Source organism: Streptomyces sp. MGP-P1 (assembly GCF_057766565.1).
Window position 1 is genome coordinate 1267042 of sequence record NZ_JBYMEM010000007.1, and the last position, 22515, is coordinate 1289556.

General features: G+C 72.3%; 19 protein-coding genes. 8 read left to right on the forward strand and 11 right to left on the reverse strand.

Annotated features, from left to right (window positions below):
• Window positions 1–75: 75 nt before the first annotated feature.
• The gene (locus AC3CH1_RS27185) at window positions 76–741 is read right to left on the reverse strand and encodes a biliverdin-producing heme oxygenase (RefSeq protein ID WP_488465318.1); all 666 of its coding nucleotides are present in this window, start codon (window positions 739–741) and stop codon (window positions 76–78) included.
• Window positions 742–949: 208 nt separating this feature from the next.
• Entirely contained in the window at window positions 950–1807 is an 858-nt protein-coding gene (gene map / locus AC3CH1_RS27190) for a type I methionyl aminopeptidase (RefSeq protein ID WP_026290553.1), read from the reverse strand.
• Between the two features lie 58 nt (window positions 1808–1865).
• Between map and AC3CH1_RS27195 the strand changes: the two genes are divergently transcribed.
• A complete protein-coding gene (locus AC3CH1_RS27195; protein WP_488465319.1) occupies window positions 1866–2144 on the forward strand; it encodes a hypothetical protein in 279 nt (92 codons plus the stop codon).
• Window positions 2145–2287: 143 nt separating this feature from the next.
• Here AC3CH1_RS27195 and AC3CH1_RS27200 read toward each other — a convergent pair whose 3' ends face one another.
• Window positions 2288–3601, reverse strand: coding sequence for an MFS transporter (locus tag AC3CH1_RS27200; protein WP_488465320.1), 1314 nt, complete (start codon window positions 3599–3601; stop codon window positions 2288–2290).
• Between the two features lie 119 nt (window positions 3602–3720).
• On the opposite strand from AC3CH1_RS27200, the gene npdG reads away from it, so the two are divergent.
• Both npdG and AC3CH1_RS27210 read left to right on the forward strand, forming a co-directional pair.
• Window positions 3721–4431 carry an NADPH-dependent F420 reductase gene (gene npdG / locus AC3CH1_RS27205; RefSeq protein ID WP_030586158.1) on the forward strand — a complete coding sequence of 237 codons (711 nt, stop codon included), beginning with the start codon at window positions 3721–3723 and terminating at the stop codon, window positions 4429–4431.
• A gap of 88 nt (window positions 4432–4519) precedes the next feature.
• The gene (locus tag AC3CH1_RS27210; RefSeq protein WP_488465321.1) at window positions 4520–4702 is read left to right on the forward strand and encodes a hypothetical protein; all 183 of its coding nucleotides are present in this window, start codon (window positions 4520–4522) and stop codon (window positions 4700–4702) included.
• 120 nt (window positions 4703–4822) lie between these two features.
• Here AC3CH1_RS27210 and AC3CH1_RS27215 read toward each other — a convergent pair whose 3' ends face one another.
• On the reverse strand, window positions 4823–5629 hold the full coding sequence (locus AC3CH1_RS27215) for a site-2 protease family protein (protein ID WP_488465322.1): 807 nt from the start codon (window positions 5627–5629) through the stop codon (window positions 4823–4825).
• Between the two features lie 175 nt (window positions 5630–5804).
• Here AC3CH1_RS27215 and AC3CH1_RS27220 point away from each other — a divergent pair, with 175 nt between their 5' ends.
• Entirely contained in the window at window positions 5805–9209 is a 3405-nt protein-coding gene (locus AC3CH1_RS27220) for an AfsR/SARP family transcriptional regulator (RefSeq protein WP_488465323.1), read from the forward strand.
• 3 nt (window positions 9210–9212) lie between these two features.
• On the opposite strand, the gene AC3CH1_RS27225 is transcribed toward AC3CH1_RS27220, so the two are convergent.
• The 3 genes from AC3CH1_RS27225 to panB all read right to left on the reverse strand — a co-directional run bounded on the left by AC3CH1_RS27225 (window position 9213) and on the right by panB (window position 12165).
• Complete coding sequence (locus tag AC3CH1_RS27225) at window positions 9213–10073, reverse strand: ABC transporter permease (protein ID WP_488465324.1); 861 nt, start codon at window positions 10071–10073, stop codon at window positions 9213–9215.
• Window positions 10070–11083, reverse strand: coding sequence for an ATP-binding cassette domain-containing protein (locus tag AC3CH1_RS27230; RefSeq protein WP_488465325.1), 1014 nt, complete (start codon window positions 11081–11083; stop codon window positions 10070–10072). Before AC3CH1_RS27230 ends, AC3CH1_RS27225 begins: the two co-directional genes overlap by 4 nt.
• 185 nt (window positions 11084–11268) lie before the next feature.
• On the reverse strand, window positions 11269–12165 hold the full coding sequence (gene panB, locus AC3CH1_RS27235; RefSeq protein WP_488465326.1) for a 3-methyl-2-oxobutanoate hydroxymethyltransferase: 897 nt from the start codon (window positions 12163–12165) through the stop codon (window positions 11269–11271).
• A 202-nt stretch (window positions 12166–12367) separates the two neighbouring features.
• Between panB and AC3CH1_RS27240 the strand changes: the two genes are divergently transcribed.
• The 4 genes from AC3CH1_RS27240 to AC3CH1_RS27255 all read left to right on the forward strand — a co-directional run bounded on the left by AC3CH1_RS27240 (window position 12368) and on the right by AC3CH1_RS27255 (window position 17541).
• A complete protein-coding gene (locus AC3CH1_RS27240) occupies window positions 12368–13981 on the forward strand; it encodes a DHA2 family efflux MFS transporter permease subunit (RefSeq protein WP_488465327.1) in 1614 nt (537 codons plus the stop codon).
• 182 nt (window positions 13982–14163) lie between these two features.
• Entirely contained in the window at window positions 14164–14829 is a 666-nt protein-coding gene (locus AC3CH1_RS27245; protein WP_488465328.1) for a TetR/AcrR family transcriptional regulator, read from the forward strand.
• A gap of 201 nt (window positions 14830–15030) precedes the next feature.
• Window positions 15031–16056: an endonuclease/exonuclease/phosphatase family protein gene (locus AC3CH1_RS27250; protein ID WP_488465329.1), complete on the forward strand. Its 1026-nt coding sequence runs from the start codon at window positions 15031–15033 to the stop codon at window positions 16054–16056.
• Window positions 16057–16308: 252 nt separating this feature from the next.
• Complete coding sequence (locus tag AC3CH1_RS27255) at window positions 16309–17541, forward strand: MFS transporter (RefSeq protein WP_488465330.1); 1233 nt, start codon at window positions 16309–16311, stop codon at window positions 17539–17541.
• Between the two features lie 198 nt (window positions 17542–17739).
• On the opposite strand, the gene AC3CH1_RS27260 is transcribed toward AC3CH1_RS27255, so the two are convergent.
• The 4 genes from AC3CH1_RS27260 to AC3CH1_RS27275 form a co-directional block, all read right to left on the reverse strand.
• Complete coding sequence (locus AC3CH1_RS27260) at window positions 17740–19494, reverse strand: NAD+ synthase (protein ID WP_488465331.1); 1755 nt, start codon at window positions 19492–19494, stop codon at window positions 17740–17742.
• 121 nt (window positions 19495–19615) lie between these two features.
• On the reverse strand, window positions 19616–21247 hold the full coding sequence (locus tag AC3CH1_RS27265; RefSeq protein ID WP_488465332.1) for a multicopper oxidase family protein: 1632 nt from the start codon (window positions 21245–21247) through the stop codon (window positions 19616–19618).
• A 69-nt stretch (window positions 21248–21316) separates the two neighbouring features.
• Window positions 21317–21811, reverse strand: coding sequence for a hypothetical protein (locus AC3CH1_RS27270; RefSeq protein WP_488465333.1), 495 nt, complete (start codon window positions 21809–21811; stop codon window positions 21317–21319).
• 131 nt (window positions 21812–21942) lie between these two features.
• A complete protein-coding gene (locus tag AC3CH1_RS27275; protein WP_050357946.1) occupies window positions 21943–22368 on the reverse strand; it encodes a CBS domain-containing protein in 426 nt (141 codons plus the stop codon).
• Window positions 22369–22515 lie beyond the last annotated feature (147 nt).

Consider the following 22515-nt stretch of genomic DNA (forward strand, 5'->3'; position numbering starts at 1 on the left):
GGGCCGGATCACGCGTGCGGCTCCACCGGAAGCCGGTGGAGCCGCACGCTCACGGGCACACGCGCCCGCGCCCGGTCACGCGCTGAGCGGGAAGACCTCGCCCAGTTCGCGGAAGACCGCGGTGTTCAGCGCGAAGGCCCGCTTGCACTCCTCGATGATGCGCTGCTTCTCCAGGTCGTCCGCGTTCACCGCGTCCAGCAGCTCGCGGTAACCCCGCTTGAACGCGGCCGGGTTGGCGATCTCCGCGAAGACGTAGAAGCGCACGCCGTCGCCCTTGCGCTCGAAGCCCCAGGTCTTCTCCGCCTTGTCGCGGATGATCTGACCGCCCGAGAGGTCGCCGAGGTAGCGGGTGTAGTGGTGGGCGATGTAACCGGCGGGCCAGGTGCGCGCGCACTCCGCGACCCGGGCCGCGTACGCGGCGGTGGCGGGCAGCGGCTCGACACCCTCGCGCCAGTCGGCCCCGCGCAGGTGCGCCAGGTCACGCTCCAGCTCGGTGGAGCGCATCAGCTCCGGCTGTATGAAGGGGCCGGCCACCGGGTCCTCGCGCAGGGCCTCCGCGCCTTCCTCCAGGGCCCGGTACACGAACCACAGCTGCTCGGTGTAGCGGGTGTAGGCGTCCACTCCCAGCCGCCCGCCGAGCAGGTCACTCATGAAGGTCGAGGTCTCGGCCTCGGTGTGCTGCTCGTGCGACGCGGTGCGGATGAGCGTCGAGAAGGGAGTGACGGTGGCGGTTGCGTCCAAGGCGGGCCTCCGGGGACCGAGGGGGACGGGAAGTCCAGAAAGGGACGGACATATCGGCAGCGGCCACCGCGACGGTGCGGCGGCGCGTGCCGATACGCCCGATCCTCCTACTTAGGTTTACCTAAGTCAACTGGTTCCCGACTGTCTGTCGGTAAAAGGCTACGCGCAGAGGGAGGGGAGAGTCCTGTCCTGCGCATTTCGGGGTGGTCTACGGGAGGGTGAGGATCTCCGCTCCGGTCTCCGTGACCACCAGCGTGTGCTCGAACTGGGCCGTCCGCTTCCGGTCCTTCGTCACCACGGTCCAGCCGTCCTCCCACAGGTCGTACTCGTGGGTGCCCAGCGTCAGCATCGGCTCGATGGTGAACGTCATCCCCGGCTGCATCACCGTGGTGGCGTGCGGGCTGTCGTAGTGCGGGATGATCAGACCGGAGTGGAACGAGGAGTTGATCCCGTGCCCGGTGAAGTCGCGGACGACCCCGTAGCCGAACCGCTTCGCGTACGACTCGATGACCCGGCCGATCACGTTGATCTGGCGCCCGGGCCTGACCGCCTTGATGGCACGGTTCAGCGACTCCCGGGTGCGCTCGACCAGCAGCCGCGACTCCTCGTCGACGTCGCCGCAGAGGTAGGTGGCGTTGTTGTCGCCGTGTACGCCGTTGATGTACGCGGTGACGTCGAGGTTCACGATGTCGCCGTCGCGCAGGACGGTGGAGTCGGGGATGCCGTGGCAGATGACCTCGTTGAGCGAGGTGCACAGCGATTTGGGGAAACCGCGGTAGCCGAGCGTCGAGGGGTACGCGCCGTGATCGACCATGAAGTCGTGGGCGACCCGGTCGAGCTCGTCCGTGGTGACCCCCGGGGCGATGTGCTTGGCGGCCTCCTCCATCGCCTGCGCGGCGATACGGCCCGCGACGCGCATCCGCTCCACGGTGTCGGAGTCCTGGACCTCCGGGCCGGTGTACGGCGTCGGGGCCGGCTTCCCCACGTACTCGGGACGCCGGATGTTTCCGGGGACGGAACGGACGGGAGTGATCTCCCCTGGTACGAGAAGCGACTGGCCAGACATGCCAGCGAGTCTAACCAGCGGTCCCGGGGCACCATGGCGATAAAGAAAGGAGCCGTCGATGGCCCTGTTCAAGAAGCGCACGGTGGGCAAACCGGGCGAATGGTACTACTGCCTGGAGCACAAGAAGGTCGAGGAGGGCCCGGAGTGCCCGGCGCAGAACCGGTTCGGCCCCTACACCTCCCGCCAGGCGGCACAACACGCGATGGACACGGCACGCGACCGGAACCTCGAGTGGGACACCGACCCCAAATGGCACGACGAGAACAAGGGCAAACCAAGCCCGCCCGGGGGCAACTCAAGCCCGCCCGGGAGCAACTCAAGCCCGTCCGGCGATTGAGGACGGTCTTTCCCGCAGGGCCCCGTCCGGCGGGATCCCAAGCCCGTCCGGCGATTGAGGACGTCTCTTCCAGCCCCTCCGGCGCTTGAGGAGCGGGGTACGGGGCGGAGCCCCGGAAGCCCGGCCACCCGGCCGGGCCCGGGTCACGCCTCCCCCCGGGCCCCCCTCCTCCGCACCGCGTCCTCATCCGTCTCCGAGTCGTACCGCACCAACGTCGGCAGCGCAGCGGTCAGCAGCACCACCGATGCCACGCACGCCACCCCGCCCGTCCAGATCGCCGACCGGGTCCCGGTCCAGCCCGCCATCGCCCCGGCCCGCACCTGGCCCAGCTGCGGGCCGACGCTGTACGAGAGCACCTCGATGCCCGCCAGCCGGCCCCGCAGCTCCTCCGGGATCGTCTGGTTCCAGATGGTCGCGCGTCCCAGCCCGCTCAGCATGTCGCCCGCTCCCGCCACGGCCAGGCAGAGCAGCACCACCCACACGCTGGAGAACCAGCCCGCCGCGGCGATGGCCAGCCCCCACGCCGTCGCACCGAACACCACGAAAAGCCCGTGCCTGCGCACCCGGCTCGTCCAGCCGCTGGTCAGCCCCAGCGCCAGCGAGCCGACCGAGCCCGCCGCGTACATCAGGCCCAGCGACCACTCCGCGTCCAGATCGTCCGCGAGGAACGGGAAGATCGTGTTCGGGAAGGCGAAGAACATCGCCGCCATGTCGATCGCGTACGTCCCCAGCAGCACCGGCCGGCTCCAGGCGTACCGCGCCCCCTCGACGATCCCGCGCAGCGACGGCTTCCGCGCGTCCCGCGCGGGCGGGGCCGGGGAGAGCCGCAGGCAGAGCACGACGGAGGCGGCGAACGTGCACACCGTCACCCCGTACGCGGTGCCGTGACCGGCGTACGCCACCACCAGACCGGCCAGCGCCGGGCCCGCGATGGCCCCGATCTGCCAGCGCAGCGAGTTCAGCGCGGCCGCCGCCGTCTGCTGCTCGTGCGGCACGATCCGGGCCATCAGGGAGTCCAGCGCGGGCCGCTGGAGCCCGGCGAGCGCGGACACCCCGCCGGCCACCACGTACAGCGGCCACAGCAGCGGCTCCGGGAGCAGGGCGTTCACCAGCAGGATCGCGGCGAGCACGCCGAGCCCCGCCTCGGTGAGCAGGATGACCCGGCGGCGGTCCACCGAGTCCGCGAGCGCCCCGCCGTACAGCCCGAAGACCACCAGCGGCACCAGCTCCACCGCGCCCATCGCCCCGACCGCGAGCGGGGAACCCGTGAGGTCCTTGATCTGGAGCGGCAGCGCGATGAGCGCCATGAAGCTGCCGAAGTACGTGATCAGACCCTGGACCCACAGCAGCCGGAAGTCCGCCGAGGAGCGCCACGGCGAGAGGTCCGGCAGCAGGGCGCGGAGCCGGGCCGACGGCGGCGAGGAGGAGGGAGAGGGCGAGGGAGGCGCTGAGGTCACGAAGGGCCATGATCCGCACTGCCGGGCGTTTCGGGCAAGCCGGTATTCCGTCACGCCCGCCGGACCGGGGCCCGCCGGCGACGGCCTCCCGGTGGCTACCTGGCAGTAGGGTCGGGCCCATGACTACACAGGACAGCGGCAGCGCGCCCAAGCCCCCTGCCAAGGACCCCTGGGACCTCCCCGATGTCTCCGGCCTGAGCGTGGGCGTGCTCGGCGGCACCGGCCCGCAGGGGCGCGGCCTCGCCTACCGGCTCGCCCGCGCCGGACAGCGGGTCACCCTCGGCTCCCGGGACGCCGCCCGCGCCGAACAGGCCGCGGCGGAGCTGGGCTTCGGCGTCGAGGGCGCGGACAACGCGGAGTGCGCCCGGCGCAGCGACATCGTGATCGTCGCGGTGCCGTGGGACGGCCACGCGAAGACGCTCCAGTCCCTGCGCGAGGAGCTCGCCGGCAAGCTCGTCATCGACTGCGTCAACCCGCTCGGCTTCGACAAGAAGGGCGCCTACGCCCTCAAGCCGGAGGAGGGCAGCGCCGCCGAACAGGCCGCGGCCCTGCTGCCGGACTCCCGGGTCACCGCCGCCTTCCACCACCTCTCGGCCGTGCTGCTCCAGGACGAGTCCATCGAGGAGATCGACACCGACGTGCTGGTCCTGGGCGAGGCCCGGGCCGACACGGACCTCGTGCAGGCGCTGGCCGGCCGGATCCCCGGCATGCGGGGCATCTTCGCGGGCCGGCTGCGCAACGCCCACCAGGTGGAGTCGCTGGTCGCCAACCTGATCTCGGTCAACCGCCGCTACAAGGCCCACGCCGGACTGCGCACCACCGACGTCTGACCGGCCCCGCCGGGCCCGGTCGGGGCACAACGGGGCATGGGGGACACTGGAAGGGACCGCGACCCGTTCCCGACAGGAGTCGACCCCCATGCCCCGCATCGCTCTCTACGCCCTCGTCGTCTGCGTCCTCGCCGTCGTGGCGGCCGCGGTCTCCTTCGCGCAGGGCAGCCTGCTCGGGATCGTCTGGGTGCTCGTCGCGGGGCTCTCGTCGAACATGACCTGGTTCTACATCCGCAAGCACCGGCTGGCCGTCGCCGCCGACGCCGGCTGAACGAGACGGGCCGCACGAGGCCGACTGCACGAGGCCAGCTGCATGAGTCGGCCTGAACGAATCGGGTTGAACGAGTCAGGCTGAACGCGGCGCCGCGCTGTCAGCCCATGTCAGCCCATGTCAACCCACCGCGCACCCCGGGTCCTGCTCGTCGAAGAGGCCCCGCCAGAAGCGGTACAGGTCGTAGCCGCAGTACCGCTGGAACTCCTCGACGCCCAGCCCGCGCAGCAGGGCGTGGATCGCGTCGAAGAACGCGATGTTCACCTCGGGGATCCACAGGATCGCGAACACCGCGATCAGCCCGAACGGCGCGATCGGCTCCACCTGGCGGCGGATCCGGTACGAGAGCCAGGGCTCGATCACCCCGTACCCGTCCAGACCCGGGATCGGCAGGGAGTTCAGGATCGCCGCCGTCACCTGGAGCATCGCCAGGAACGCCAGCGCGTAGCGGAAGGCGACCGGCACCCCGTCGAGCGCGTCCAGCCAGAACGGGGCCGTGCACACCACCGCGAACGCCACGTTCGTCAGCGGGCCCGCCGCCGAGATCAGGCTGTGCTTCCAGCGGCCGTGGATCCGGCCGCGCTCGATGTACACCGCGCCGCCGGGCAGCCCGATCCCGCCCATGATCACGAAGAGCACCGGCAGCACGATGCTGAGCAGCGCGTGCGTGTACTTCAGCGGGTTGAGCGTCAGATAGCCCTTGGACGCGACCGAGAGGTCCCCGCTGTGCAGCGCGGTCCGGGCGTGCGCGTACTCGTGCAGACAGAGCGAGACGACCCAGGCACCGGTGACGAACAGGAACACCGCGAAACCGGTGGCGTCCGCGAAACCCGTCCACACCGCCCAGCCCGCGACCGCGGTGACGGCGGCGATACCGAGGAAGACCGGGCTGATCCTCCGGTCGCCGCGGGTGGCTGCGGTGGTCATCGGCGATCGGCTCCTGGGGTGAGGGGGCGGGGGAGGGACTGTACGGCGTGGGGGCCCCGCCGTGGAACGCGGGAAGGGGGATCGTACGGGGCCGACAGGGCTGGAACGCCGGAGACCGCTTGTGGAGTTCCACCCGGTCAACGCCTCGACCCCCTCCGTCACGGACAATGGGCCCGTGCGCTACTGCATCCTCGGCACCACCCGGGCCATCCGCGACGACGGAACGGCCGTCCTCCTCGGCGGGGCGCGGCTGCGCGCCCTGCTCACCGTGCTCGCGCTGCGCCCCGGGCGGACCGTCCCCGCCGGAGTCCTCGTCGACGAGGTGTGGGACGGCGACCCGCCCGCCGACGCGGCCGGCGCCCTCCAGGCCCTGGTCGGGAGGGCGCGGCGGGCCCTGGGCCGGAGCGCCGTCGAGTCCGCGGCGGGCGGCTACCGGCTCGCCGCCCCGCCGGACGCCGTGGACCTGCACCGCTTCGAACGCCTGGCGGGGGACGGGAGCCGGGCCCTGGAGGACGGCGACGCGTCGGGTGCCCTCACCCTCCTGGGGGAGGCCCTCGCCCTGTGGCACGGGCCCGCCCTCGCCGATCTGCCCGACCGCGCGGCGGAGGCGTCCCGCTGGGAGGCCCGCAGGCTCGACGCGCGACGCGCCGGGTCCGGGGCTCTCCTCGCCCTGGGGAGAGCGGGGGAGGCGCTGCCGGAGCTGGCCGTGCTCTGCGACGCCCACCCGCTCGACGAACCGCTCCAGGTCCTGCGCATCACGGCCCTGCGGGACGCCGGGCGCCCCGCCGAGGCGCTGGCCGCGTACGAGGAGGTCCGCACCCTGCTCGACGACCGCCTCGGCACCGCCCCGGGCCCGGGCCTGCGGGCCCTGCACACCGAACTGCTCCACCAGGAACCGGCCGCGCCGCCCGTGCCGGGGCCCGCGCCCCGCCCCACCCCGGGCGCCCCGTCCGCCGTGGGCGCGGCCCTCTCCCCGGCGGCCCCGGCCCCGACCGCGTCCCCGATACCGCCCGGGAACCTCCGGGCCCGGCTCACCAGCTTCGTCGGCCGCGACGGCGACATCGCCGCGCTCCGCGACGACCTCGCCCGGAGCCGGCTCGTCACCCTGCTCGGCCCCGGCGGCGCGGGCAAGACCCGGCTGTCCCAGGAGACCGCGGAGGCCGCCGCCGAGAGCTGGCCCGACGGCGTCTGGCTCGCCGAACTGGCGCCGGTGGACGACCCGGAGAGCGTGCCCGAAGCCGTCCTGACCGCGCTCGGCGCCCGCGAGACCGTGCTGCGCGGGGCCGGCGCCGAGGAGCTGCGGGCCACCGACCGCACCGCCGCCGACCCCCTCGTACGCCTCACCGAACACTGCGCCCCGCGCCGGATGCTCCTCCTCCTGGACAACTGCGAGCACGTCATCGGAGCGGCCGCCGCCCTCGCCGAGCGGCTGCTGACCCACTGCCCGCAGCTCACCGTCCTCGCCACCAGCCGCGAACCCCTCGGCGTGCCGGGCGAGTTCGTCCGTCCCGTGGACCCGCTGCCGGACCCGATGGCGCTGCGCCTGCTCGCCGAGCGCGGGGCGGCGGCCCGCCCGGGCTTCCGCACCGACGCGGACGGGGCGACCGCCGCCGCCTGCGCCGAGATCTGCCGCCGTCTGGACGGGCTGCCGCTCGCCATCGAGCTGGCCGCCGCCCGGCTGCGGATGCTCACCCCGCGCCAGATCGCCGACCGGCTCGACGACCGCTTCCGCCTCCTCACCAACGGCAGCCGGACCGTGCTGCCCCGCCAGCAGACCCTGCGCGCCGTCGTCGACTGGTCCTGGGACCTGCTGGACGCCGCCGAACGCGCCGTGCTGCGCCGGCTCTCCGTCTTCGCCGGAGGCTGCTCCCTCGCCGCCGCCGAGGAGGTCTGCGCCCTGCCCGCACCGGCCGACGGCGTCGCCGTCGACTCCCCGGACGTCGCCGCCCTGCTCGGGTCCCTGGTCGACAAGTCCCTCGTCGTCGCCGCGCCCGGCGACGACGAGGAGATGCGCTACCGGCTGCTGGAGACGGTCGGCGAATACGCCGCGGAGCGCCTGGAGGAGGCCGTCGAACGGGGCGCCGTCGAGCGGCGTCACCTGGTCCACTACCGGGAGCTGGCCCGGATCACCGGGCCGAAGCTGCGCGGCGCCGGGCAGCGGGAGGCCATCGCGCTCTTCCAGCGCGAGTACGAGAACCTGCGCACGGCGCTCCGCCACGCCGTCGCCGCCCGGGACGAGCAGGAGGGGCTCTGCCTGGTGCTGTCGCTGTCCTGGTACTGGATGATGCGCGACCTCAACTCCGACGCCCGCCAGTGGGGCGGGGCGGTGGCCGCACTGGGCCCCGACCCCTTCGCCCCGCCCGGCGTCCGGGCTCCTTCGCTGCTGGAGCGGGCCACCGACCGGCCTCCGCCCTGGGAGCCGGAGCAGGTGGCGGAGGCACGGCGAGGTGTGGGGCTGATCCAGCTGGTCAGCATGGACCACGCGATGGAGGAGTGGCTGACCCCGCAGGGCCGGGAACGGATGGACATCATCAGCCGCACCTACCGGGCCGGGCAGCCGCAGACCTGTCGTGCTCCCGGTTCGCTCTGGCTGTTCGCGATCCTGCTCACCGGAGAGGTCGACGAGCTGCGCGAGTTGATGGACGAGACGGTCCGGGCCTCCCGGGAGTTCGCTTACGAGTGGGAGCTGGGCGCCGCGCTGGAGATGCGGGCCAAGATCCTGGCCAACCGCCCCGACTGGGCGGGCGAGGCACTGGCCGACGCCGACGAGAGCCTGGAGATCTTCGCGCGGCTCGGCGACGACTGGGGCGCCGCCGAGTCGCTCTCCTCCCGGGGCGAGGCGAACGAGCGAGCGGGCCGTTTCACCGCCGCCACAGAGGACTACCTGGCCGCGATCGGCTATGCGCAGACGCTCGGCGCCCGGTCCCAGGTAGCGGTGTTGCGGGCGCGGTACGCCGGGGCCCTCACCGAACTCGACCGGTTCGAGGAGGCCGAGGCCATCCTGCGCGAGATCGTCGACGGCGGCCGGTTCTCGGGACACGAGGCGATGCCGACCGCCCGCCTGCACCTGGGCTTCCTGCTCGGACGTCAGGGGCGTCCGGCCGAAGCCCGCGAGCAGCTGTCGCTGCTGCGAAAGGAGTTCAGCTCCCGCACCGTCGGTGTCTTCGACGGATTCGTGCTCGGGGTGCTGGCCTGGCTGGACAACCTCGAAGGCGCGTACGCTTCCGCGCTCGACGTCGCGCTGGCCGCCCTGGGCCGTTCCCAGGACCGGATCTCGGCCATGATGGCCCCGTTCATGGCGTCCATGCAGCTGACGACCATCGCCCGGGCGCTGGCGGGGTTGGACGACGCGGGGGCCCCGGAGGCCGCCGCCCGGCTCCTCGGCCTCCAGGCGGCGCTCCTGCCGCCCGGGCACCTGCCGACCACGCTGGAGGGCCAGGCCCTCGACGACGCGGAGCAGGCCGTACGCGCCCGGATCGACGACGAGGCGTACGCGGCGGCCCACCGCCAGGGCGCCGGCCTCACACTGGAGGAGGCCGCCGCCCTGGCGGAGACGTACCGGCAGCCCGCCGCGGAGTGACGCTCAGGCCTTCTTGCGGAACTTGGCCACCGCCAGCGGAGCCATCACCAGGGTGATGCCCGCCGCCCAGGCGAGCGTCACCCAGACGGAGTTGGCGACCGGGCCGCCCATCATCAGGCCCCGCACCGCGTCGGCCAGATTGGACAGCGGGTTGTAGTCGGTGAACGTCTGGAGCCAGCCCGGCATGGTCGTGGGCGGCGCGAAGATGGAGGAGCCGAACTGCAGGGGCATCAGCACCAGCATTCCCATCCCCTGGACCGCCTGGGCCGTCTTCATGGCCAGCCCGAGCACGATGAAGATCCACATGATGGCGGCGCCGAACACCGCCGACAGCGCGACCGCCGCCAGGAGTCCGAACACGGACGTGCCGAGGCTCATGCCGAGGGCGAAGCCCATCGCGAGCAGGATGGTGATGGCGACCATCATCCGGCCCAGTTCGACCACGATCTTGGCGATCAGCACCGACGAGCGGGCTATCGGCATCGTCCGGAACCGGTCCATGACGCCCTTGCGGAAGTCGTCGTTGACCCCGGTGCCGACGGCCATGGCGATGTTCATGCCCATCATCGCCATCAGCCCGGGAACCAGATAGTTCAGGTAGTCCTGCCGGTCCCCGCCGAGGCTGCCGCCGACCGAGCCGCCGAAGACGTACACGAACAGCAGCGTGAAGATGATCGGCATCAGAAGGACGTCGAACATCGACTCGGGGTCCTTCTTGATCTGGAGCAGATTGCGCCGCGCCAGAGCCCCGATGTGCCGCAGGTTGGCCCGCAGACCGATCCGGCCCTCGTCGGCCATCCCCGGCTTCGACGGCGCGGCGCCCGCGGTCCCGGCGGGAGCGGGGGGCAGTGTCGTGGTGCTCATGCGGCGACCTCCTGGGGAGCCTGGTCGGAGAGGGGCGTGGCCTTGTCGCCGGTGATCGCGAGGAACACCTCGTCGAGGCTGGGCAGGGCGGTTGAGACATGGGCGAGGGAGAAGCCCCGGACGCCCAGCAGCCCGATGACGGCGGTCAGCTGCTCGTCGCTGAGGATCGGCACGTACAGCAGGCCCTCGTCCGGCACCGCCTGCGCACCGGCGACGCCGTCGAGGCCCGCCTCCCGGATCGCCTGCGCCATCGCGGCCAGCTCCGCCGGGTCCGACGGCCGGATCTGGAGGGTGCGTCCGCCGACCTTCGCCTTCAGCTCGTCGACCCCGCCCCGGGCGATGATCTTCCCCCGGTCGATCACGGTCAGCTCCTTGGCGAGCTGCTCCGCCTCCTCCATGTACTGGGTGGTCAGCAGTACGGTCGCGCCCTCGGCGACCATCCGCTGCACCTCGTCCCAGACCTCGTTACGGGTCCGGGGGTCGAGCCCCGTCGTCGGCTCGTCCAGGTAGAGCACGGAGGGGCTGCCGATCATGGAGGCGGCCAGGTCGAGCCGGCGGCGCATCCCGCCGGAGTACTCCATGCAGGCCCGCTTGGCGGCCTCGGTGAGCGAGAACCGCTCCAGCAGCTCGTCGGCGCGGGCCCGTGCCTTCTTGCGGGGCAGATCGAGCAGCCGCCCGATCATGTAGAGGTTCTCCCAGCCGGAGAGCTTCTCGTCGACCGAGGCGTACTGCCCGGTGAGGCCGATGGTGCGGCGGAGCTGCCGGGGCTGCCGCACCACGTCGAAGCCCGCGACGACCGCGTGGCCGGAGTCGGGGGTGATCAGGGTGGACAGGCAGCGTACGAGGGTGGTCTTGCCCGCGCCGTTGGGGCCGAGCACACCGAGGACGGTGCCTTCGCGGACGTCGAGGTCCACGCCGTCCAGCGCTTTGGTCTCGCCGTAGTGCTTGACCAGCCCCCGCACCTCGACGGCGTTCCGGCCGCTGCTGGGGTTCTTGTCGATTCGTTCCATGTCCACCAGCAGACCAGCGCCCACCGACAGCTCGCCGACAGGCCGCCGACACGGCAGGGAACCGGACGCCGGACGGGCGACAGCCCGCCGATGGGGGATGTCGGCGGGCTGTCGGTGGTGCGGGAAATGGCTGGTGGGCGCGGGCCGAAAACGCGTCGGAAGGCCCGTCGGTCAGTGCGCGGGCCTCAGTGGAAGGTGTGCTCCGGCGCCGGGAACGTGGAGCCGACGACCTCGTCCGCGAACTCCTTCGCCGCGTCGCCGAGCACCTGGCGCAGGTTCGCGTACTGCTTGGTGAAGCGCGGCACCTTGCCGCCGGTCAGCCCGACCATGTCCGTGTAGACGAGGACCTGGGCGTCGGTCGCGGAACCGGCGCCGATGCCGATGGTCGGGATGTGGAGCGTACGGGTGACCTCGGCGGCCAGCTCGGCGGGGACCAGCTCCAGCACGACGGCGAACGCGCCCGCGTCCTGCACGGCCTTGGCGTCGCGCAGCAGCTGCTGGGCGGCCTCCTCGCCGCGCCCCTGGACCCGGTAGCCCATCGCGTTGACGGACTGCGGGGTCAGGCCGATGTGGCCCATGACCGGGATGCCCGCCTCGACCAGCAGCCGGATCTGCTCGTGGGACCGCTCGCCGCCCTCCAGCTTGACCGCGCCGACGCCCGACTCCTTGACCAGCCGGGTGGCGTTGCGCAGCGCCTGGACGGGCCCCTCCTGGTACGAGCCGAAGGGCAGGTCGCCGACGACGAGGGCGCGCTTGGTGCCCCGGACGACGGCGGCGGACAGCATGGCGATCTCGTCCATCGTGACGGGCACGGTGGTCTCGTAACCGAGGTGGCAGTTGCCCATGGAGTCCCCGACGAGCATGACCGGGATGCCGGCCTCGTCGAAGACGGACGCGGTCATCGCGTCGTAGGCGGTGAGCATCGGCCACTTCTCGCCGCGCTCGGTGGCGGCGGCGATGTCGTGGACGGTGATGCGGCGGGTGGACTTCCCTCCGTACAGCGCCTTGCTGCTGTCGGCGGACGCACCTGCGGGGGAGGTGCCCGTGGGGGAAGACGGATTCTGTGCAGCCTGAAGCGACATGGCCGGTGGCTCCTTCGTCATCTCGAGGCACCCTGACGGCGTCCCCGGATCCCTTCCATGGTGGCATCCCGCCCCGCCACTCGGGAAGTGGGCCCGCACGCGTGTCCGAACGGTGGCCGGTGCGGAACCGGCGCGGAACCGGTGGGGAAACCTTCAGCAATACGAGACGGTGTCGTATCGAAATGTGGTTAGGATCGTCCGCATGTCCCTACCGTCCGGCGCTCCCGCCGCCGCGCCCCGTGTTCCCGAGGCGATCCACCGCCGCCGCTGGTGGATCCTCGCCGTCCTCATGTTCAGCCTGCTCATCGTGGTGCTGGACAACTCGATCCTGAACGTCGCGGTCAAGACGATCGCGAGCCCCGCCCCCACCGGCATCGGCGCCACCCAGAGCGAGCTGGAGTGGGCGATCAACTCCTACACGCTCGTCTTCGCCGGGCTGCTGTTCACCGCGGGCCTGCTCGGCGACCGGATCGGCCGCAAGAAGGTCCTCCTCGGTGGCATCCTGGTCTTCGGCGTCGGCTCCGCGCTGGCCGCGTTCTCCGCCTCGCCCGGTGAGCTCATCACCTGGCGCGCGCTGATGGGCTTCGGCGCGGCCTTCGTGATGCCCGCCACCCTCGCCGTCCTGATGAACGTCTTCGAGCGCGACGAGCAGCCCAAGGCCATAGGCATCTGGGCGGGCAGCGTCGGGCTCGGCATCGCCATCGGCCCGATCACCGGCGGGCTGCTCCTGGAGCACTTCTGGTGGGGCTCGATCTTCCTGGTGAACGTCCCGGTGGTCGTGATCGCCCTCGTCGCCATGGCGGTCCTGATCCCCGACTCCCGCGACCCGAAGCCCGGCAGGGTCGACCCCGTGGGCGTCGCGCTGTCCATCGTGGGCCTGGTCCTGCTGGTGTACGGGATCATCCGGGGCGGCGAACTGGCCGACTTCACCGACACCACCGTCCTCCTCGCCATCGTCGGCGGACTGCTGGTGCTGGCCGGATTCGTCTGGCACGAGAAGCGCAGCAGCCACCCGGCCATCGACGTCACGTACTTCCGCGAGCCCGCGTTCTCCGCCGCCGTCGCCGCCATCGCGCTGGTCTTCTTCGCGCTCATGGGCGTGACCTTCTTCTCCGCCTTCTACCTCCAGAGCGTGCGCGGCTACACCGCCCTGGAATCGGGTCTGCTGATCGTTCCGCTCGCCGCCGCCCAGATGATCTTCGCGCCCCGGGCCCGGCTGGTCGTCGACCGCTTCGGCGCCCGCGCGGTCTGCACGGTCGGCATGCTGCTCGTCGCCGCCGGACTCGCGTCGTTCGCCCTGTTCGACACGGGTACGCCGGTGTGGGCGATGTGCCTCGTCTTCTTCGTCCAGGGCACCGGGATGGCGCACATCATGCCGCCCGTCACCGTCGCCGTGATGCAGGCGCTGCCCCGCGAGAAGGCCGGTTCCGGATCCGCCGTCAACAACACCTTCCGCCAGGTCGGCGGGGCGCTCGGGATCGCGGTGCTCGGCTCGGTGCTCTCCACCGTCTACCGGGGCGACATCGAGGGCCACCTCGGCGCCGTCCCGGCCGGGGTCAGGGACGTGGCGGGCGAGTCCATCGAGGCCACCCTCGGCGTCGCCGAGAAGCTCGGCCCGGTGGCCGGAAAGCCGCTGGTCGCCGCTGCCAACGACGCGTTCATCAGCGCCATGCACGTGACCGCGCTCGGCTCGGCGGCCGTCGCCCTGATCGGCGCCGTCGTCGTCGGCCTGTTCCTGCCCGGCCGGATCCCGGCGGCGACCGGGGCCTCCGGGACCGCGGAAGCCCCGCCCGCGAAGGAGAAGCTGCACCGCTGACGCCCGGTGCGCCGGGGGCCGACCCGGTGGGAACCGGGGCGGGCGGGCTCCGTGGGCCGCGGTCGGCCGGCGACTGCCGTCGCTCCGGCCCTCCCGGGTCGGCGAGAATCGGAGCGGTGGACGTACCGGGGCGACAGCCGCGGACGTACCCGGGACGACAGCGCGGCGAGAGGCGGCTTCAGGTGCAAGGCCAGGACGGCGAGCGGGACCGGTGCGGGGCACGGGACGGGAGCGAGCCGCCGGCCGGGGCGGCGGATCCGGAGCCCCGCCGCGGACGGCCCCGCTCCGCCGCGGCGGAGCGGGCGATCCTGGACGCCGTCATCGCCCTCCTGGAGGCGGGCGAGCCACTGGCGGGCCTCTCCATCGAGCGCATCGCGCGCACCGCGGGCGTCGGTAAGGCCACCATCTACCGGCGCTGGAGCGGAAAGGAGGAGCTCTTCGTCGACGTCGTACGCGACATGGAGCCCACCGACCCGCCCGTCTCCGGCACCGCCGGACTCGCCGACGTGCGCGTGATGCTGGAATCGATGCGCACCCGGGGCCTCGCCCAGCGTTCCTCGGTGCTCCTGGTCAACATCTTCGCCCAGATGAAGAGCCATCCGAAGCTGTGGGAGGAGTACTCCGGCACGGTGATCGCTCCCCGACGGGTCGCCATGCTGGAGGCGGTGCGGCGCGCCGTCGCAGCCGGGGAACTGCGCGAGGACCTCGACGTGGAGCTGATCGACGACCTGTTCGTCGGCCCCATGCTCGTCCGCACGGTGCACCGCCCCGACGCGCCGCTCCCCGAGGACCTCGTGGACCGCGTCATCGCCGCCCTCCTGGGAGGGCTCGCCCCCGTACGAGTGTGACCGTTCTGTCACAGCAGCCCCCTGGCCGGCCCCGTACCGGAACCCGGCGTCCCGCCTCTGTCGTCCTGCTTTCCGTACGGGCACTCCGTACGGTCGTGGGGACGCCGGGCGGGTCCGTGGGCCGACGGCCGGAAAGACGCCGCTCATCGCCTAGGGTCGAGGGCGCGGCGATGTGCAGGGCAAGGCAGTGAGGACAGCGCGATGGTGCAGGCGTACGGAGCGGACACGGACCACGGCAGCGCGGGGCAGCCGGAGGCCGGTGGGTCCCGCTTCCGGAGCCTGTGGGACAGGCTGAGGTCCGACCGGGGCGTCTGGCGGCGCGGGATCGTGCTGGCCCTCTGCTCGGTGCTGCTGACCCTGCTGATGGTCGTCCACGCGCAGATCCCCAACCGGCTCGGCAACCTCGGCAGCCTCGTCGAGACGTTCCTGCCGTGGGTCGCGCTCTTCATCCCGGTGCTGCTGGTCCTCGGCCTGCTGCGGCGCTCGGCGACGGCCGTGATCGCGCTGCTGCTGCCCACCGTGGTCTGGCTCAACGTCTTCGGGGGCCTGCTCACCGACAAGTCCGGCGGCGGCGGCGACCTCACCGTCGCCACCCACAACGTCAACGCCGGCAACCCCGACCCCGACGGCACGGCCCAGCAGGTCGCCGGTTCCGGGGCAGACGTCGTGGCCCTCCAGGAACTCCCGGGCAGGCAGGTCTCCACGTACGAGAAGTCGCTGGCCGACCGCTACCCGTACCACTCCGTCCAGGGCACCGTGGGCCTGTGGAGCAAGTACCCGCTGGCCGACACCAAGCCCGTCGACATCAAGATGGGCTGGACCCGGGCGATGCGCTCGACGGTCAGGACCCCGCAGGGCGAGGTCGCGGTGTACGTGGCCCACCTGCCGTCCGTCCGCGTGAAACTGCACGCCGGCTTCACCGCCAACCAGCGTGACGCCAGCGCCGACGCGCTCGGTGAGGCCATCGCCGACGAACGGGTGGAGCGCGTCGTCCTGCTCGGTGACCTGAACGGCACGATGAACGACCGCTCGCTGAACGCCGTCACCGCCCAGATGCGTTCCACCCAGGGCGCGGCGGGCGACGGCTTCGGATTCAGCTGGCCGGCCTCGTTCCCGATGGCCCGGATCGACCAGATCATGGTCAAGGGCGTCGAGCCGTTGGCCTCCTGGACCCTCGCGGCGACCGACAGCGACCACCTCCCGATCGCGGCCCGCGTGGAGCTGTGACGTATCCGGCGGGCCGGGTGGGCGGCCCACGGTGGGCCGGGCAGATCCGGTGGGGCGGCCGCAACGAGCCGTTCACCTGCCGGTAGGCGCCCGGCACAACCGTCTGCGAGAATTTGTTCCGGTAACTTACATATGGCGTGAGCCGTTGTCCGGCACCCCGCGTGCCCCGGCAACGGCTTCCTGCTGTTCCCGGCTGCGCCCCGCGCCGCCACGCCTCCCCAGCCTCCCGTCTCGATGAAAGGTCCCCTCCCCATGCCCCTGGCTCTCCTCGCCCTGGCCGTGAGCGCCTTCGGCATAGGCACGACGGAGTTCGTCATGATGGGGCTGCTGCCCAACGTGGCGGATGACCTGGGCACCTCCGTGCCCACCGCCGGATACCTCGTGTCGGCGTACGCGATCGGCGTCGTCCTGGGCGCACCGCTCCTCACCGGCCTCGGCTCGCGCGTCCCGCGCAAGAAGATGCTCCTGGCGCTCATGGCGCTGTTCACCGTCGGCAACCTGGCCTCCGCGCTCGCCCCGGACTTCGGCTGGCTGATCGCGGGCCGCTTCCTCACCGGCCTCCCGCACGGCGCGTTCTTCGGCGTCGGCGCGGTCGTCGCCGCCCGGCTGGTGCCCGAGGGCCGCCGGGCGCGGGCCGTCGCGACGATGTTCCTCGGCCTGACGGTGGCGAACATCGTCGGCGTCCCCGCAGCCACCCTGCTCGGCCAGCACCTCGGCTGGCGGGCCACCTTCCTCGTGGTAGCGGCGATCGGCCTCGCCGCGATGGCGGCCCTCACGCGCCTGGTACCGCACATCCCCGTCGAGGCGCACCAGGACGTCCGCCGCGAACTGCGCGCCCTCGGCAACCGTCAGGTGATCCTCGGCCTGCTCACCGCCGTCTTCGGCTTCGCCGGGGTCTTCGCGGTGTACTCGTACCTCTCGGCCATGACCACGAAGGCGATGGGCTTCGGCGAATCCTCGGTCACCCTGGTCCTGGCCCTCTTCGGCATCGGGATGACCCTGGGCGCCCTGGCCGCGGGCCCCCTCACGGACCGGGCGCTGCGCCCGACCCTGTACGGATCGCTCGGCGCGCTCGCGGTGATCCTGGTGGTGTTCCCGTTCACGGTGCACCTCCCGTGGGCGGCGCTGGTGATGGTGGTGCTGCTGGGCGGGGTCGGCTTCATGACGACGACCCCGCTCCAGATGCTGGTGATGAACAAGGCGAAGGACGCCCCTACGCTGGCCTCCGCCTCCAACCACTCCGCGTTCAACCTGGCCAACGCGGGCGGCGCCTGGCTGGGCGGCGTGGCCATCGCAGCGGGCTGGGGCTGGACGTCCCCGGCTCTCGTCGGCGCGGTGCTGGCAGTGATCGGCCTGGCCGTCGCGGCGACGGCGGGCTACCTGGACCGGGGCCCGTCACCGAAATCCCGCGTGGTGGCGGCCAATCAAGCCGGTCCGGCGCTTGAGGACAGAACCGGCACCCGTTCCAGCCCGTCCGGCGTTTGAGGACGGAACCGCTTCGCCGGGCGGACCGGCATCCACGCCGGGGCCGCATCTCCAGCCCGTCCGGCGCTTGAGGACGGAACGAAGCGCCGGACGGACCCGGCGGCCACACGTGACCGCCGCACAACCCAGCCCGTCCGGCGCTTGAGGACAGAGGCGGCCACCGGACGCCCCCGGTAATCGCCCGTCCACCCCCCCCCGCTACGACGACTCGCGCCAGCGATTCGTGATCGGCAGCCGCCGGTCCTTCCCGAACCCCTTGGGCGAGATCTTCGTCCCCGGCGGATACTGCCGCCGCTTGTACTCGGCCGCGTCCACCATCCGCAGCGTCTTCGCCACCAGCTCCGCGTCGAACCCGGCCGCCACGATGGCGTCAAGACCCTGGTCCCGGTCGACGTACATCTCCAGGATCGCGTCCAGGACGTCGTAGTCCGGCAGCGAGTCCGTGTCGACCTGCCCCGGCCGCAGCTCCGCGCTCGGCGGCTTGGTGATCGAGGCCTCCGGGATCGGCGGGGTCTGCCCCCGCTCCTCGGCGGCCCGGTTCCGCCACTTCGCCAGCCGGAAGACCGACGACTTGTAGACGTCCTTGATCGGCCCGTACGCGCCGACCGCGTCCCCGTACAGCGTGGAGTAGCCCACCGCCAGCTCGGACTTGTTGCCCGGCGCCAGCACGATCTGCCCCTCCTGGTTGGACAGGGCCATCAGCATCGTGCCGCGCAGCCGCGCCTGGAGGTTCTCCTCGGCCAGCCCGGTGAGCTGGAGCGACCCCATGTACGCGTCGAACATCGGCTCGATCGGCACCGTACGGAAGTTCAACCCGGTCCGCCGCGCAAGCTCCGCCGCGTCGCCCTTGGAGTGGTCCGAGGAGTACTTCGACGGCATCGAAACCCCGTACACGTGCTGGGCGCCGAGCGCGTCGCAGGCGATGGCCGCGCAGATCGCCGAGTCGATGCCGCCGGAGAGCCCGATCAGCACACTGCTGAAACCGTTCTTCGCGGCGTACGCGCGCAACCCGACGACCAGCGCGGAGTAAATCTCCTCCTCGTCGCCCAGCCGCTCCGCGTACCCGCCCGCCAACTCCGGCTCGTACGCGTCCACGGGCCGGTCGGACAGCACCACGTGGTCGATGCGCAGCCCGTCGTCCACCACACCGGAGGGCGCCACGGCCTCGGCGGCGGGCAGTTCCAGATCGAGGATGACGCTGCCCTCGGAGAACTGCGGGGCGCGGGCGATGACCTCGCCCTCCTTGTCGACGACGATCGAGTCGCCGTCGAAGACCAGCTCGTCCTGGCCGCCGATCATCGCCAGATAGGCCGTCGTGCAGCCGGCCTCCCGGGCCCGCTTGCGGACCAGCTCCAGCCGGGTGTCGTCCTTGTCCCGCTCGTACGGCGAGGCGTTGATCGACAGCAGCAGCCCGGCCCCGGCGGACCGGGCGGCCGGGACGCGCCCGCCGTCCTGCCACAGGTCCTCGCAGATCGCGAGGGCCACGTCGATGCCGTTGATCCGGACGACGGGCATCGAGTCGCCCGGCACGAAGTACCGGAACTCGTCGAACACCCCGTAGTTCGGCAGGTGGTGCTTGGCGAAGTTGAGCGCGATCCCGCCGCGGTGCAGCACGGCGGCGGCGTTGCGCGGGGAGCCGGCGGGCTGCCCGTAACGCGCCGCGGCGTGCTCGGAGCGGTCCAGGTAGCCGACGACGACCGGCAGTTCGCCGAAGCCCTCCGCGTCGAGCCGGGCGGCCAGCGCGCGGAGCGCCTGACGCGAGGCCTCGACGAAGGACGACCGCAGGGCCAGGTCCTCGACGGGGTATCCGGTCAGCACCATCTCGGGGAACGCCACCAGGTGAGCGCCCTGCTCGGCGGCGTGCCGGGTCCAGTGGACGATCGCCTCAGCGTTGCCGGCGAGGTCGCCGACGGTGGAGTCGATCTGATTCAGTGCGAGGCGTAGTTGAGGCACGGAGCCCAGTGTAATCGTCTTTCTGACGCGATATCTCGGCGGGCCGGGCAAAATCTGCTCCGGCCCACCGAAACCGCAGGTCGAAGCGGCTATCGGCCTCGACCCGCCAAGGATCGCAGGGTCAGCCGCGATACCCGATGACCGTCATCATCCCCGCCTCCGCGTGGTAGACGTTGTGGCAGTGGACCATCCACAGCCCGGGGTTGTCGGCGTCGAACTCCACGGTCAGCGACCGGTGCGGCAGCACGATCGCGGTGTCCTTACGGGCCCCGGCGGCGTTCCCGCCGAGCGCGAAGGTGTGCCCGTGCAGATGGAGGGGGTGCCACATGGCCGTCCCGTTGTCGAAGACGACCCGCACCCGCTCGCCCGCCTCCACCGGCCGCCGCTGCTTCGCGCTGTACGGCTGCCCGTCGAAGGCCCAGTCGTACTTCGCCATCCCGCCGGTGAGCCGGATCCGGATCGTCCGGTCCGGCGCGCGGGAGGGCAGCGCGACCGAGGGGTCCGGCACCAGCCGCCCCGCCTCCACCAGCTTCCCGTCCAGCTCCTTGGGCCGTACGGAGGCGGCGGGCGCGGCACCGCTCCCGGTCCGCAGCACGGCCAGCGCCGACGCCTCCTTCTTCCCGGCCTTCTTCCCCTCGGCCAGCGCGGTCAGCGGGAAGACCCCGTCGCCGGCGGTGACGAGGACGTCGTACCGCTCGCCCATCCCCAGCAGCAGCGCGTCACCCGTGGTGTGCCGGACCGGGAACCCGTCGGTGTGCGTCACGGTCATCCGATGCCCGCCGAGCGCGACCCGGAAGGCCGTGTCGCCACCGGCGTTGATGATCCGCAGCCGGATACGGTCGCCGGGCCGCGCGGAGAAGGAGGACGGGTCCTGCGGCACCCGCCCGTTGACCAGGTAATGCGGGTAGGCCACATCGCCGGCGTCCCCGCCGAGCAGTTCGCTGGTGGCCCCCATCATCATCCGCGAGGGCCCGTCACCGCTCCCGTCCGCCGTGCCCTTCCCGTTCTTCCCGTCCGCCTCGTCCGCCTCGTCCTCCTCGCCCGACATGGTGTGCGCCCCGTGATCCATCCCGCCGCCCATGCCCCCGGCCAGCTCCTTGAGGACGGCGTCAGGGGTGGACCCGTCCACCCCGTCGACCCAGTCGTCGAGGACGACGACCCACTCCTTGTCGTACGCCAACGGCTCCTTCGGGTCCTCGACGATCAAAGGCGCGTACAGCCCCCGGTCCTGCTGGACGCCGGAGTGCGGGTGGAACCAGTACGTCCCCGGGTGCGGCACGGCGAACCGGTAGGCGAAGTCGGCCCCCGGTGCGATGTCCCGCTGGGTCAGCCCGGGGACCCCGTCCATGTCGTTGCGCAGGGCGAGGCCGTGCCAGTGCAGGGAGGTGGGCTCCGGCAGATGGTTGGCGAGGGTCAGGGCGAGCGTGTCGCCGGCCGTCACGCGCACCTCGCGCCCGGGAAGCCGGTCCCCGTACGCCCAGGAGGCGACGGTCCGCCCGCCGCCGAGGTCGAGCCGGGCCCGGGTGGCGGTGAGGGAGACCTTGCGCACGGGGCCGGAGCCGCGCGCCGCCTCCGCCGCCTCGACTTCCTTGCCGTCGGGCGAGACGTACGTACCGGAGTCCTGCGCTCCGCCGGGGGAGTGGCCTCCGCCGTGATCGCCGCCGCCACCGTCGGAACAGGCGGCGAGGGCTCCCGTACCGGCGACGGCGAGAGCGGCGCCGAGCACGGCGCGTCGAGTGGGTTGCGTGGGCATGCCGAATACACCTCTGAAGAACTGAAGGGCGGTTACTGCTGGGAGAGGGCGGAGGTGAGACGCCCACTCCTAAATACGCAGCACCGAGACGCTGTCGAGCACCGATATCCGGGGCGGCGGAAGCGGCCGCAGGGCCCGCAGCAGCCCCGCTCCCGCCGGCGTGCCGAGGGGCCGTCCGTCGGCGCGCGGCCCGAGCAGCCAGGAACCGAGGAGAGCGAGGCCCCAGGCGCCGAGGACGGCGAGGCAGACGGAGAGCGGATCCATGCCGGTCATGGGCGCGCCCGAGTCCGGGGAGTCGTGCTGCGCCTGCTGCGCCTGCTGCGCCTGCTGGGACTGCTGTGCCTGCTGGGAGTCGGCGACGCCCGGAGCCGGGGCGGGACCTGCGGCCCGATCCTGGCCAGGAGCCTGGGTCAGGTGCTCCGCCATGGCGGCAGGCGGGGCCGACGCACCGCCGTGCTCCGCCGGGTGCCCGACCGTATGCATGGTGACGATGCCGAACAGCAGAGCGGCGAACAGCATCAGCTGCCCGTACGTCACGCTCCTGCTCCGCGTCCTGCCCGCCATGCGGGCCACCCTACCCCTGGCGGGTATACGGCCCCGGGTGGGGGCGACCCGGCACCCTCTGATCACCTTGCCATCACTCCGCCGGAGCCGGGTGGAGCGGGGAGGGCGCCGGGCCGTCGTCGTACGGGCGCTCAGCTGCGGGAGTAGACCTTCTCCGCCCAGCCCGCGATCTGTTCCTCGGTGAGGTGCTGCGCGAGGTCGGCCTCGCTGATCATGCCGACGAGCTTCTTGTTCTCGACGACGGGCAGTCGGCGGATGCGATGGGTCTGCATCTCCTCCAGGACCGCGTTCACATCGGCCTCCGCCTCGATCCAGCGGGGCGTGCCCTGCGCGAGATCGCCCGCCGTGACCTTCGCCGGGTCGTGGCCCTTGGCCACACAGCCGACGACGATGTCGCGGTCGGTGATGATGCCGACCATGCGGTCGGAGTCACCGTTGGCGGACACCGGGAGCGCGCCCACGTTGTGCTCGCGCATCAGCTGCGCCGCACGGTCGAGCGTCTCGTGGGCCGGGATCCAGCGGGCCCCGCTGTGCATGATGTCTTTGGCGGTCGTCATGGGGGATTTCCTCCTGCGTGCCGATGGCACTGCCGTACGGCCCCGAGCGCAACCCATCGTCACCGGCCCGCCGGGGCCGCGCGACCGCAGTCACCCGTTCGGGTGCGCCGGCGCGAGGACGCAAGCTGACGCACCCGTAGTACGGGC

What these genes read in the sequence shown, in the direction of transcription:
- map (WP_026290553.1), bottom strand. Translation starts at nt 1,807, where the DNA reads ATGTCTGGCCAGTCGCTTCTCGTACCAGGGGAGATCACTCCCGTCCGT.
- AC3CH1_RS27195 (WP_488465319.1), top strand. Translation starts at nt 1,866, where the DNA reads ATGGCCCTGTTCAAGAAGCGCACGGTGGGCAAACCGGGCGAATGGTAC.
- npdG (WP_030586158.1), top strand. Translation starts at nt 3,721, where the DNA reads ATGACTACACAGGACAGCGGCAGCGCGCCCAAGCCCCCTGCCAAGGAC.
- AC3CH1_RS27210 (WP_488465321.1), top strand. Translation starts at nt 4,520, where the DNA reads ATGCCCCGCATCGCTCTCTACGCCCTCGTCGTCTGCGTCCTCGCCGTC.
- AC3CH1_RS27215 (WP_488465322.1), bottom strand. Translation starts at nt 5,629, where the DNA reads ATGACCACCGCAGCCACCCGCGGCGACCGGAGGATCAGCCCGGTCTTC.
- AC3CH1_RS27225 (WP_488465324.1), bottom strand. Translation starts at nt 10,073, where the DNA reads ATGAGCACCACGACACTGCCCCCCGCTCCCGCCGGGACCGCGGGCGCC.
- AC3CH1_RS27230 (WP_488465325.1), bottom strand. Translation starts at nt 11,083, where the DNA reads ATGGAACGAATCGACAAGAACCCCAGCAGCGGCCGGAACGCCGTCGAG.
- panB (WP_488465326.1), bottom strand. Translation starts at nt 12,165, where the DNA reads ATGTCGCTTCAGGCTGCACAGAATCCGTCTTCCCCCACGGGCACCTCC.
- AC3CH1_RS27240 (WP_488465327.1), top strand. Translation starts at nt 12,368, where the DNA reads ATGTCCCTACCGTCCGGCGCTCCCGCCGCCGCGCCCCGTGTTCCCGAG.
- AC3CH1_RS27250 (WP_488465329.1), top strand. Translation starts at nt 15,031, where the DNA reads ATGGTGCAGGCGTACGGAGCGGACACGGACCACGGCAGCGCGGGGCAG.
- AC3CH1_RS27255 (WP_488465330.1), top strand. Translation starts at nt 16,309, where the DNA reads ATGCCCCTGGCTCTCCTCGCCCTGGCCGTGAGCGCCTTCGGCATAGGC.
- AC3CH1_RS27265 (WP_488465332.1), bottom strand. Translation starts at nt 21,247, where the DNA reads ATGCCCACGCAACCCACTCGACGCGCCGTGCTCGGCGCCGCTCTCGCC.
- AC3CH1_RS27270 (WP_488465333.1), bottom strand. Translation starts at nt 21,811, where the DNA reads ATGGCGGGCAGGACGCGGAGCAGGAGCGTGACGTACGGGCAGCTGATG.
- AC3CH1_RS27275 (WP_050357946.1), bottom strand. Translation starts at nt 22,368, where the DNA reads ATGACGACCGCCAAAGACATCATGCACAGCGGGGCCCGCTGGATCCCG.